Raw genomic sequence first — 11,728 nt, forward strand, 5'->3', positions numbered from 1 at the left:
CGATTTTATATTGTGTGTGGTGTTCTGAGGTGTGCTCTTCGGAACTGCCCGGACGCCCGGGAGGCCTCCGCGGGCTGTCCGGGGCCCGGAGCCGGGGCGGCGGTGCCGCGCGGGCGCGGGACTTCGGCGCCGCCCTGGCCGGAGACCGGAACCTGCGCATGCGTGCGTACGGCCTCGGCGGCCGCGATCGGGGCCTTGCCGTGGCCTGCCTCGTCCGAACCTCCGCCGGAGGCACCGGCGGGCTGCGGGCCCTCCTGGGAGGTGGGATACTCCGTCACGCGTGGAATTCCGTCCGTTTGCGCTGGATGTGCGCTGCACTCAACTCGGTCAGTCGCGGTATACCCGCTCAGCGGCGGGGACACCTCCGCCCCCTGGTTCCGCGTCCCGCTCGTTACCTCTCGTTCAGCGTTGACCCCCGGTCAAGTCCCGGTCGCCGCAGGTCATTTACGACTGCGGGACCTGGTGGCGGCCCCGCGCACGACCGGCGGAGGACGATCCTACGTTTCAACCCCGGGGGCGCATCAAGGGTCTCATGAGGTCATATGAGCCGGGGTGCGGTCCCAGTCCTCAGGAAGAGGGGGAACGTCCCAGCTCGGATCGGGCCGCCAGTCGGGCCAGCCGCCGGAGAACGGCGCCCCCCACGCGTCGATCACCTCGACCGCCGCGCGACCCGCCTCCCGGACCCGCCGTGCCTGCCGGCGGTCCATCAGGCCGGTCCGCTGGGCCTGCGCGAACTCGTCCTCGTCCAGCCACTTCCAGCTGCGGTCCGGGTAGACGGCGATGTCGAGGAAGTGGTCCTCGGAATCCACCCCGCCGGCCCATCGGACGCGGGGCTCCTCCAGGTTCACGTACCAGTTCTTGAACTGCCAGCCCCGGTCCCAGAACAGCCACACCGACCACGGCTCCCCGGGCCGGGCCAGCTTCAGCACGCCGCTGCCGAACCAGCGCGACCGTACGGTGGTGCGCGGCGCCGTGTAGCGGGTGGCGAGCGGCTCCTGGTGCACGGGGCTGCCGTCGGCGAGCACCGGCTTGACGCATTCGGTGCCCGGCGCCATCCACACCGCCAGCAGTTCGTCGGTGTCCTGCACGACGGTGACCGGGCGGCAGATGTGGACCGGGCCCGTCAGCCCGGGGCCGTGGTCGCGGTAGCGCCAGAGGATCTGCTCCCCGGGCGTCCAGAGCGTGTCCCGCGTCCCGTCGCGCGCTCCGCGCCGCGCCGGGCCGTCCCCGGGCCGGAAGGTACCTGTCATGCGCAGATCTTAGGGCTGGCGCCCCTACGGTGGCTGCGGTGCAGGTCACCGAGGTGCCCGGGGACGGTAAACGACCGGATTCGGCCCCTGTCCGGTAACAGCTCAGGGCCGGGTCAGGGGCGGGTCATCCGCAGGACGTCCAGCGCCTCGTCGAGTTGTTCGAGGGTGAGGTCTCCGCGCTCGACGTAGCCGGACTCCAGCACGACCTCCCTGATCGTCCTGCGTTCCGCGAGCGCCTTCTTGACGACCTTGGCGGCCTCCTCGTAGCCGATCCAGCGGTTCAGCGGGGTCACCACGGAGGGCGAGGACTCGGCGTACTCCCTGGCACGCTCGGCGTTCGCGGTGATCCCGTCCACGGTGCGGTCGGCCAGGAGCCGGCTTCCGTTGCTGAGCAGGCGGATCGATTCGAGCAGGTTCCGGGCCATCACCGGGAGCATCACGTTGAGCTCGAAATTGCCGGCGGCGCCCGCCACGGCGACCGTCGCGTCGTTCCCCATCACCTGGGCGGCGATCATCAAAACGGCCTCGGGGACGACCGGATTGACCTTTCCGGGCATGATCGAGGACCCCGGTTGCAGATCCGGGAGATTGATTTCGGCCAATCCTGTGCGCGGCCCCGAGGCCATCCAGCGAAGGTCGTTCGAAATCTTGGTGAGTGATACGGCGATGGTCCGCAGCATTCCGGAGGTTTCCACGAGGGCGTCGCGCGCGCCCTGCGCCTCGAAGTGGTTGCGGGCCTCGGTCAGTGGCAGTCGGGTGGCCTTGGCGACCTCGGCGATCACGGCGGAGGAGAACCCGGGCGGGGTGTTGATGCCGGTCCCGACGGCCGTGCCGCCCAGCGGCAGTTCGGCAAGCCGCGGGACGACCGCCCGCAGCCGCTCGACCCCGTAGCGGACCTGGCTGGCGTACCCGCCGAACTCCTGCCCCAGGGTGACAGGGGTGGCGTCCATCAGGTGCGTGCGCCCGGCCTTGACCACCTCGGCGAACTCGGTCTCCTTGCGCTCCAGCGCGGCGGCCAGGTGCTCCAGCGCCGGCATCAGCTCGCCGGTGACGGCGGCGGTGGCGGCGATGTGGATGGAGGAGGGGAACACGTCGTTGGAGCTCTGCGAGGCGTTGACGTGGTCGTTGGGGTGGACCTCGCGCCCCAGCCGCTCGGTGGCGAGGGTGGCGATCACCTCGTTGGCGTTCATGTTGGACGAGGTGCCGGAACCCGTCTGGAACACGTCGAGGGGGAAGTGGTCGTCCCAACGGCCGTCCACGACCTCCTCGGCGGCCGACCGGACGGCCTCCGCGATGTCCGCGTCCAGCACGCCGAGGCGGGCGTTCACCACGGCGGCGGCCGCCTTGACCCGGGCCAGTGCCGAGATGTGGGCGCGCTCCAGCCGCTGGCCCGACAGGGGGAAGTTCTCCACCGCGCGCTGGGTCTGCGCGCGCCACTTGGCGTGGAGGGGGACCCGTACGTCACCCATCGAGTCGTGCTCGATCCGGAACGCTTCGGCTTGCTGATCTTCAGTCATGTTCGTGACCTCCTGAAAAAGTTGAGCAATTGTCTTGTTCGAAGTGTTCCCAACTCCCCTACCCACCAGTAAATACCGTGGGTAACACCGATTTCGGGGAGGCGTTCATGGCACGTGCGCGTACGAAATCCAGGCTCAGATCTACCTTCGCGTCGGTCGCGGCGATCGCGGCCGCCCTCGGGGGCGTCACCGTCATCACCCCCATGGCCCAGGCCGCCCCCGCCGCCACCGCGGGCGCGGTCACCCCCCTGTCGCCGGAACTGGAGGCCATCCGGGCCGCCGAGGCCACCCGGATCTACGGGGACCCGGCGATCCGCCCGGCCGCCCAACGCAGGACCGGGCTCATCTCGCTCGGCGACAGCGAGATCTCCGGCGAGGGCGTCGGGAACTACGACCCCGCGACGAACACACCGAACAACCAGTGCCACCGCTCGCCCGACGCGGCCATCCACCGCACGGGCATCCAGGCCGACCTGACCTTCAACGTAGCCTGCTCCGGCGGGTACACGGGCAACATCAGGATCGGCGGCGCCAAGCAGTACGCCGACGAGCTCGTCCAGAGCGACAGCCTGGCGATCAAGGCGCGCAACACGAAGATCAAAATGGTGCTGCTGGTCGCCGGCGCCAACGACGACCTCCAGTTCGGGCCCGTCATGACCGACTGCGTGACCCGCTGGGTGCTCATCCAGGGCACCTGCGAACCCAAGTACGCCCCCGGCTGGCAGGCCCGCGTCGACGGCCTGAAGCCCAAGGTCCAGTCGACGGTCGGGGACCTGCGGACCGTCATGCGCGACGCCGGCTACGCCGACTCCGACTACAAGCTCGTCGTCATGGGCTACCCCAGCCCCATCGGCCCCGACTTCGGCGACAACCCGAACTTCCCCGGCAAGCTCCCCGGAGGCTGCGCCGGCTACGACTCGGACGCCACCTGGGGCCGCAACCACGCCGTCCCCACCTTCGAGAAGGGCATGCGCGCCGCCGCCCGCGACTCCGGCGCCCTCTACCTGGACAACTCGCGGCTCTTCCACGGCCACGAGGTCTGCATGGAGGACACGTGGGCCCGCGGCCTCTACCTGGACCTCGGCGACCACTTCCCGTGGGACGAGAACACCGCCCGCCAGTCCTTCCACCCCAACTACCGGGGCCACGGCGCCTTCGCGTCCTGCCTCACCCAGTTCTACGACTCCGGCCTGCGCGAGGCCTCCTGCGCCGACCCGGCGAGCACCGGCACCCCCGTCCTGCAGGCCGGTGCCTGGGACGACCTGTACGCGCCACTGACGAACGCGGCCACAGGCAACTGCCTCGACGCCTCCGGCGGATCGAGCGCCAACAACACCAAGGTCGTCGGCTGGGACTGCCACGGCGGCCGCAACCAGGGCTGGTGGTACGACACCGCCCGCAAGTCCCTCCGCGTCGAACTGACCCACGACCGCTGCCTCGACGTCCCCGGCGCCTCCTACGGCAACGGCACCGGCCTCATCCTCTGGAACTGCCACGGCGGCGCCAACCAGCAGTTCGTCCGTGACGGCGCCACCCTGCGCCCCGCCGCCGCGACGGGCATGTGCCTGACGGTGTCGGCCGCGCACGAGCAACTGCGCCTGCGGACCTGCGACGGCTCCACCAACCAGCGCTTCGCGTAACCGCACGCCTTCCGACCGCCCCCGATCCCCATACCCGCCCCCACGCCCGGCCGGCACGCGTCGGCCGGGTGTCTTCCGGCCCGCGGCCTCACAGGTCGCGCAGCACCTTGCGCACGTCCCGCGGCCGGTTGGTGATGATCGTGTCCACGCCGAGCCGTACGCACAGCGCCACGTCCTCGGGCTCGTCCACGGTCCACACCCGCACCGCCAGCCCCTTGGCCTTCAGCCGCCCCACCAGCCCCGGATCCCGGCGCACCAGATCGATGCCCGGTCCCGCGTGGGTCGCGTACGGCGGCCGCGCGGGCCTGAGGCGACGCTCCATCAGGTACACGGCGGGCAGACCGGGCGCCAGCCGGTGCAGCCGGACCAGGGCGTTCCGGGAGAAGCTCATCACCTCGACGCGACCGTCGGAGCCGTCCGCGAGGCCGTGCGCCCGCAGGACCCGGACGAGCTCGGCCTCCAGCCGCCCGCCCGCCCGCGTGGGGTGCTTGGTCTCCACGGCCAGCCCGACGGGCCGGGGCGCCGCCAGTACCTCCCGCAGCAGGTCCTCGAAGAGCAGCACCCGCGCGCCGCGGTGCTCCGGGCCCTTCCAGCCGCCGAAGTCGAGGGCGGCGAGCTCCTCGTACGTCATGGCCGACACGACCCCGCGCCCGTCCGAGGTCCGCTCCACCCGCCGGTCGTGCACGCACACGAGCCGCCCGTCGGCGCTCAGCCGCACGTCGCACTCCAGGGCGTCCGCCCCGTCGGCGATGGCCTGCCGGTAGCCGGCGAGGGTGTGTTCGGGGTGCTCGTGCGAGGCCCCCCGGTGGGCGACGACCCGCACGTCACGGGCGGCGGGAAGGAACGACTGCGTCATGCCGCCGACGTTATCCCGGTGCGCGGGCCGGCCCCGGACGGCATGCTCCACCCGTGGCTGAACACTTCGTGACACTTCACTGCGAGCCCTGCCCGTCCTGCCGCTTCGAGGCGCGGCAGCGCATCGTCGACGGCCGGCTGCGCTGGGAGGAGAGCATGTGCTGCGCGCGGTACGAGGTCCGGGCGTGCGACGAGGGCCGGGCCCCGACCCCACCCTGGGTGCGCGAGCGGATCATCGCCGCCGAGGGCACGGTCCACCTCCCCGTCGGCGGCCCGGACGGCGTCCCGCTCATCGCGGTCCGCGCCCTGTACCGGCTCAGCCTCCCCGAGCTGCGCGAAGCGCGGGCGAACGGCGTCGACGCCACCCCGGTCGAGGCGGCCCTGCTGCGCGGGGCGGCCTCGGCCGGGGTGGCGGACAGCCCCTAGCCGAGTCCCGGACCGCGGACCGGGATGTGGGTGAACGTCGGCTCGGGGGCCGGGTTCTGGAAGAAGTCGTTGCCCTTGTCGTCCACGACGATGAACGCCGGGAAGTCCTCGACCTCGATCTTCCAGACCGCCTCCATGCCGAGCTCCTCGTACTCCAGGACCTCGACCTTCTTGATGCAGTCCTGCGCCAGTCGTGCCGCCGGGCCGCCGATGGAGCCGAGGTAGAAGCCGCCGTGCGTGCCGCAGGCGTTCGTCACCTGCTGCGAGCGGTTGCCCTTGGCCAGCATGACCTTGGAGCCGCCCGCCGCCTGGAACTGCTCGACGTAGGAGTCCATGCGGCCGGCCGTGGTCGGGCCGAAGGAGCCGGAGGCGTAGCCCTCGGGGGTCTTCGCCGGGCCGGCGTAGTACACCGGGTGGTCCTTCAGGTACTGCGGCATCTCCGCGCCCGAGTCCAGCAGCTCCTTGATCTTGGCGTGGGCGATGTCGCGCGCCACGACCAGGGGTCCGGTCAGGCTCAGGCGGGTCTTGACCGGGTGCTCGGTCAGGGTCGCCAGGATGTCGTCCATCGGCTGGTTCAGGTCGATGGAGACGACGTCCGCGGCCTCGTTCAGGTGCTCGTCGGTGGTCTCCGGCAGGAAGCGAGCCGGGTCCGTCTCCAGCTGCTCCAGGAAGACGCCCTCGGCGGTGATCTTCGCGGTGGCCTGTCGGTCGGCCGAGCAGGACACGGCGATGGCGACCGGCAGGGATGCGCCGTGGCGCGGCAGGCGCACCACGCGCACGTCGTGGCAGAAGTACTTGCCGCCGAACTGCGCGCCGATGCCGATCCTCTGGGTCAGCTCGAAGACCTGCTGCTCCAGGGCCTCGTCGCGGAAGCCGTGGCCGAGCGGCGAGCCCTCGCGGGGCAGCTCGTCCAGGTAGTGCGCGGAGGCGTACTTGGCGGTCTTGAGGGCGTGCTCGGCGGAGGTGCCGCCGACGACGATCGCCAGGTGGTAGGGCGGGCAGGCCGCCGTACCGAGCGAGCGGATCTTCTCCTCCAGGAACTTCATCATGGAGGCCTCGTTGAGGACCGCCTTGGTCTCCTGGTAGAGGAAGGACTTGTTGGCGGAGCCGCCGCCCTTGGCCATGAAGAGGAACTTGTACGCGCCGCCGTCGGTCGCGTACAGCTCGATCTGCGCGGGCAGGTTCGAGCCGGTGTTCTTCTCCTCCCACATGGTGATCGGGGCCATCTGCGAGTAGCGCAGGTTCAGGCGCGTGTACGCGTCGAAGATGCCGCGCGACAGCGCCGCCTCGTCACCGCCCTCGGTGAGCACGTTCTGGCCGCGCTTGCCCATGACGATCGCGGTGCCCGTGTCCTGGCACATCGGCAGCACGCCGGCCGCGGCGATGTTCGCGTTCTTCAGCAGGTCCAGCGCGACGAACTTGTCGTTCGCGCTGGCCTCCGGGTCGTCGATGATGCGACGCAGCTGTGCCAGGTGCGCGGGGCGCAGGAAGTGCTGGATGTCGTGGATCGCCTCTTCGGCGAGCTTGCGCAGCGCCTCCGGCTCGACCTTGAGGAACGTACGGCCGTCCGCCTCGAAGGTGGACACGCCCTCGGCGGTCACCAGCCGGTAGGGGGTGGTGTCCTCGCCCAGGGGCAGCAGGTCGGTGTACGCGAACTCCGGCATTGGGGGCATTCCTTCAATCGGCAGACGGCGCTGGCGACCAATTTGGCAGCGCGGTATCAAGCGTAGGACCTCCCGGCGGCGCCATGTCTGTGAGGTAGGGCTCACTCAGTAGTATCGCGATCTATCGTGTCTCGCTATGCTGGCGTCGTGGACCTGGAAAAGCACCCCGCCGCCCCCGCTGCCGCCGCGCCCTCCGAGCTGCGCGCCTCCGACGCCGACCGGGACCGGATCGCGCAGATCCTCTCCGACGCCCTCGCCGAGGGCCGGCTGACCGCCGAGGAGCACTCCGATCGGCTGGACTCCCTCTACGCCTTCAAGACGGTCGGCGAGCTGGACGTGCTCGTACGGGACCTCCCGGCCGCCCCCGGGTCCGCGGCGGCCGCCCCCGTGACGGCCCCGGGTTCGGGCTGGACCGAGACCGTCGTCGCCGTGTGCAGCGCCTCCGCGCGCAAGGGCCGCTGGCGCCCGGGAGCCCGCACCCGGGCCGTTTCGGTCATGGGCGACATCAACATCGACCTGACCGAGGCCGTCTTCGAGCAGCAGATCACCGAGATCAACGTGACGTCGGTGCTCGGCAACGTCGAGATCATCGTCCCGGAGAACGTCACCCTGCGCGGCTACGGCAGCGGGGTCCTCGGCAACTTCGAGGTCGGCGGTCAGGCCCGTGGAGCCACCGATCCGCAGGCGCCGGTCGTGATCGTCCGCGGCTTCTCACTGCTCGGCAACATCGAGGCCCGCCCCAAGCCCGGGGCCCGACTGGTCGACCTGGCCCTCAAGCTCCGCAAGCGCGCGGAGGGCTGAGCGGTCCGCGCGCCGGGCGTCGCGCGCGGGGACGCACGGGGGTTTCGGGCCTGCGTCGTATTTCGGTCGAACCTCCCGCGCCCGGCGGCCCGTGGGGCATAGGGGCACGCCCAGCGGGTAGGGACTGGTGCATCGTCTCTCGCTCGCGTATACGTCGTCAGGAGTAGACCGTGCCGCATCCGCCGCATCAGTCCCTGCAGGCAGCCGTCGTCCAGAGCCTTCCGACGCGGACGGCCGCCGTGCCGAAGCCGCGGGTGCCGGCTCGGGAGGAGGACGGCCCCTGGCACGCGGAGGCGGTGTGCCGCAGGGACGAGGCGGGGCTCTTCTTCGCCCCCTCCAAGGAACCCACCGCGGCCCGGCTCGCCCGCGAGGAGGCCGCCAAGCGGGTCTGCGCGCGCTGCCCCGTCATGGTCGCCTGCCGCGAACACGCCCTGCTCCAGCCCGAGCCCTACGGGGTCTGGGGCGGTCTCACCGCCGCCGAGCGGCGGGTCGTGCTGGGTCGGCGCAGGCGGCGCGCCACCGAACTGCTGCCCGGCGCCGCCGGGCCCGGGCCCATCGCCGCGGCGGGCTGAGCCCGACCCGCCGCGCCCCGGCCCCGGCCGGGCGCGCGGTACGACGTACGTACGGACGCGAGAGGGGCGGGCCCGCCGCACGCGGGACCGCCCCTCACGTCGTACCGCCCTCGGGTCGGCCGCTCCTACCGGCCGCTCCTACTTGGCGCGGTCGAAGTCGATCCCGCTGTACGCGCGCAGCTTCGACAACCGGTGGGTGGAGTCGATCTGCCGGATCGTGCCCGACTTCGAGCGCATGACCAGCGAGGACGTCGTCGCGGTCTCCGAGCGGTAGTGGACGCCGCGCAGCAGCTCGCCGTCCGTGATGCCGGTGGCGACGAAGAAGACGTTCTCGCCGGACACCAGGTCGGTCGTGGTCAGGACGCGGTCCAGGTCGTGGCCGGCGTCGATCGCGCGACCGCGCTCGGCGTCGTCCTTGGGCCACAGCTTGCCCTGGATGGTGCCGCCGAGGCACTTGATGGCGCAGGCCGAGATGATGCCCTCGGGCGTGCCGCCGATGCCGAGGAGCAGGTCCACGCCGGTGCCCTCGCGCACCGCCATGACCGAGCCCGCGACGTCGCCGTCCGAGATGAACTTGATGCGCGCGCCGGTCTCGCGGATCTCCTTGACGATGCCCTCGTGACGGGGGCGGTCCAGGATGACGACGGTGACGTCCTCGACGGCGATGCTCTTGGCCTTGGCGACGCGGCGGATGTTCACCGCGACGGGGGCGTTGATGTCGACGAAGTCGGCGGCCTCGGGGCCGGTGACGAGCTTGTCCATGTAGAAGACCGCGGACGGGTCGAACATGGTGCCGCGGTCGGCGGCCGCCAGGACGGCGATGGCGTTGGGCATGCCCTTGGCGTTGAGCGTGGTCCCGTCGATCGGGTCCACGGCGATGTCGACCTCGGCACCGGTGCCGTCGCCGACCCGCTCACCGTTGAAGAGCATGGGGGCTTCGTCCTTCTCCCCCTCGCCGATGACGACGACGCCGTTCATCGAGACGGTGGAGATCAGGGTGCGCATCGCGTTGACAGCGGCGCCGTCGGCGCCGATCTTGTCGCCGCGGCCGACCCACCGGCCGGCGGCCAGGGCTGCGGCCTCGGTGACCCGGACGAGTTCCAGGGCGAGGTTGCGGTCGGGGGAGTCGGGATGGACTTCGAGCTGGGGCGGCAGGTTGTGCTCGGTCATCGGAGCGCACCTTTCTGTACGACGACGGCCGGGATGTGAGGGTGCTGGAACTCTATCGGTACGTCGACATATTGAGCAGGCCGGGTCACGTATGAGCGGAATATCGGTCAAGGGGTTGGCGTGAGCGGACATCTTGCGCTCGGACGGCCCTTTTCGCGTGCGGGCCCGACACGGCCACCCCGGCGGTGATCGCCCCCGCGGGATGCGGGACGATGGTCCGGTGGCAGGTATGAAGGGCAAGCAGACGATCTGGGACATGGTCCGATCGCTGGCGGTGATCGGCTTGGTCGTGGCGGGGATCTACATCTTCGTCCCGCACGACGAGGACGCCGATCCGACGCGCACGGTCGACTACCGGGTGGAGACCATCACGGCCCGGCGCGCGGCGCCGTACCCGGTGGCGGCTCCCGTGGGGCTGCCCGAGGAGTGGCGGGCGACCTCGGTGACCTACGAGCGCAAGAACGCGAACGCCTGGCACCTGGGCTTCCTCGCCTCGGGCAAGGAGTACGTGGCGGTCGAGCAGTCCACCGACGTCTCGCCGAAGTACCTGTCGAAGGTCACCCAGGGCGCGCGGGCCGCCGGGCGGACCGAGCAGATCGGCGACCGGACCTGGGAACGCTGGGAGGGCGAGAAGTACGACGCGCTCGTCCGGCAGGAGCAGGGCTACGTCACCGTCGTGACCGGGACTGCCCCCTTCGAACAGCTGGCGCGGATGGTGGGGGCGCTGGAGTTCAAGCAGGGCCCGGACGCCCGGTAGTCCCCGAGCGCGAGGGATCGCGTACGCGTACGCGAAGAGGCCGCCCGCCCCCGCAATACCGGGGGCGGGCGGCCTCTTCGTCGTGCTCCCGGCGGCCGCCGGGCGGTGCTCAGACGGTGGTGATGACCTGGTCGAAGGCCAGGCGCGGGCTGCGCGGGAACCAGGCGTCCTCGCCCGGCTTGCCGATGTTGATGACCATCAGCGGGGTGTGGTCGGCGTCCAGGAAGTCCTTCTGGAGGCCGGCGAAGTCCAGGCCGGTCATCGGGCCGGCGGCGAGGCCGGCGGCGCGGACGCCGACTATGAAGTACGCGGCCTGCAGCGCGGCGTTGACCAGCGCGGACTGCTCGCGGACCGGACGCTCGGAGAAGAAGGCGTCCTTGGCCTGCGGGAAGTGCGGCAGCAGCTGGGGGAGCTCCTCGTGGAACTCGTTGTCGGCGGACAGGATCGCGACCAGCGGGGCGGCGGCGGTCTTGGCCTGGTTGCCCTCGGCCATGTTCTTCACGAGGCGCTCGCGGGCCTCGGGGGAGCGGACCAGGGTGATGCGCAGCGGGGTCTGGTTGAACGCGGTGGGGCCGAACTTCACCAGGTCGTAGATGGCCTGGACCTGCTCATCGGTCACCGGCTCGTCGGAGAAGGTGTTGGCGGTGCGGGCCTCGCGGAACAGCAGGTCCTGAGCGGCGGCGTCGAGAACGAGAGACATCGGAAAGCCTTCTTCTTTAACGGAGGTGAAGCGCGATGTCTCCGACTCTACGGCGAAAGTAGGTGAATTTTCAACTAAATCGGCGCGGGGTGATCGGGGTCACTCCGGGCGACCCGCCCCGTCCGGGCCGGCCCCGTCCGACTCCGCGTCCCGCGCGGCCAGCGCCGAATCCAGTCGGGCGCGAGCCCCCTCCAGCCAGTGCCGGCACACCTTCGCCAGCTCCTCGCCGCGCTCCCAGAGCGCCAGCGACTCCTCCAACGAGGTCCCGCCGGCCTCCAGCTTGCGGACGACCTCGATCAGCTCGTCGCGGGCCTGCTCGTAACCCAGCGCCGTTTCGGTGTCAGTCATTCCCGTTCCCATCGTATGTGTGTCGTAC

12 protein-coding genes are annotated in these 11,728 nt (G+C 71.1%); 5 read left to right on the plus strand and 7 right to left on the minus strand.

Annotation, left to right across the window (positions count from 1 at the left end; all coding sequences use genetic code 11):
- Positions 1–530 precede the first annotated feature (530 nt).
- Positions 531–1,250: a DUF402 domain-containing protein gene (locus NOD94_RS20300; RefSeq protein ID WP_281207418.1), complete on the minus strand. Its 720-nt coding sequence runs from the start codon at positions 1,248–1,250 to the stop codon at positions 531–533.
- 113 nt (positions 1,251–1,363) lie between these two features.
- On the minus strand, positions 1,364–2,767 hold the full coding sequence (locus NOD94_RS20305) for a class II fumarate hydratase (protein ID WP_281207419.1): 1,404 nt from the start codon (positions 2,765–2,767) through the stop codon (positions 1,364–1,366).
- 107 nt (positions 2,768–2,874) lie between these two features.
- Here NOD94_RS20305 and NOD94_RS20310 point away from each other — a divergent pair, with 107 nt between their 5' ends.
- The gene (locus tag NOD94_RS20310) at positions 2,875–4,407 is read left to right on the plus strand and encodes a ricin-type beta-trefoil lectin domain protein (RefSeq protein WP_281207420.1); all 1,533 of its coding nucleotides are present in this window, start codon (positions 2,875–2,877) and stop codon (positions 4,405–4,407) included.
- Between the two features lie 88 nt (positions 4,408–4,495).
- Here the strand turns inward: NOD94_RS20310 and NOD94_RS20315 are convergent, their stop codons facing one another.
- Entirely contained in the window at positions 4,496–5,263 is a 768-nt protein-coding gene (locus tag NOD94_RS20315) for a glycerophosphodiester phosphodiesterase family protein (RefSeq protein ID WP_281207421.1), read from the minus strand.
- A gap of 53 nt (positions 5,264–5,316) precedes the next feature.
- Here NOD94_RS20315 and NOD94_RS20320 point away from each other — a divergent pair, with 53 nt between their 5' ends.
- The gene (locus NOD94_RS20320; protein WP_281207422.1) at positions 5,317–5,688 is read left to right on the plus strand and encodes a hypothetical protein; all 372 of its coding nucleotides are present in this window, start codon (positions 5,317–5,319) and stop codon (positions 5,686–5,688) included.
- Here NOD94_RS20320 and NOD94_RS20325 read toward each other — a convergent pair.
- Positions 5,685–7,352 (minus strand): fumarate hydratase, encoded by a 1,668-nt coding sequence (locus tag NOD94_RS20325; protein ID WP_281207423.1) that lies wholly within the window; start codon positions 7,350–7,352, stop codon positions 5,685–5,687. The genes NOD94_RS20320 and NOD94_RS20325 overlap by 4 nt on opposite strands.
- Before the next feature lie 147 nt (positions 7,353–7,499).
- Here NOD94_RS20325 and NOD94_RS20330 point away from each other — a divergent pair, with 147 nt between their 5' ends.
- Together NOD94_RS20330 and NOD94_RS20335 are read left to right on the plus strand one after the other, a co-directional pair.
- On the plus strand, positions 7,500–8,153 hold the full coding sequence (locus NOD94_RS20330) for a DUF1707 domain-containing protein (RefSeq protein ID WP_281207424.1): 654 nt from the start codon (positions 7,500–7,502) through the stop codon (positions 8,151–8,153).
- 194 nt (positions 8,154–8,347) lie between these two features.
- The gene (locus NOD94_RS20335; protein WP_281207454.1) at positions 8,348–8,725 is read left to right on the plus strand and encodes a WhiB family transcriptional regulator; all 378 of its coding nucleotides are present in this window, start codon (positions 8,348–8,350) and stop codon (positions 8,723–8,725) included.
- A gap of 138 nt (positions 8,726–8,863) precedes the next feature.
- On the opposite strand, the gene glpX is transcribed toward NOD94_RS20335, so the two are convergent.
- Positions 8,864–9,895, minus strand: a complete 1,032-nt coding sequence (gene glpX / locus NOD94_RS20340; RefSeq protein WP_281207425.1) for a class II fructose-bisphosphatase — start codon at positions 9,893–9,895, stop codon at positions 8,864–8,866.
- A 229-nt stretch (positions 9,896–10,124) separates the two neighbouring features.
- Between glpX and NOD94_RS20345 the strand changes: the two genes are divergently transcribed.
- Positions 10,125–10,652, plus strand: a complete 528-nt coding sequence (locus tag NOD94_RS20345) for a DUF4245 domain-containing protein (protein WP_281207455.1) — start codon at positions 10,125–10,127, stop codon at positions 10,650–10,652.
- Positions 10,653–10,761: 109 nt separating this feature from the next.
- Here NOD94_RS20345 and NOD94_RS20350 read toward each other — a convergent pair whose 3' ends face one another.
- Positions 10,762–11,352, minus strand: coding sequence for a malonic semialdehyde reductase (locus NOD94_RS20350; protein ID WP_281207426.1), 591 nt, complete (start codon positions 11,350–11,352; stop codon positions 10,762–10,764).
- Between the two features lie 99 nt (positions 11,353–11,451).
- Positions 11,452–11,700: an exodeoxyribonuclease VII small subunit gene (locus NOD94_RS20355; RefSeq protein ID WP_281207427.1), complete on the minus strand. Its 249-nt coding sequence runs from the start codon at positions 11,698–11,700 to the stop codon at positions 11,452–11,454.
- Between the last annotated feature and the right edge of the window lie 28 nt (positions 11,701–11,728).

It is taken from the genome of Streptomyces sp. Isolate_45, assembly GCF_024721315.2.
Lineage (GTDB): Bacteria > Actinomycetota > Actinomycetes > Streptomycetales > Streptomycetaceae > Streptomyces.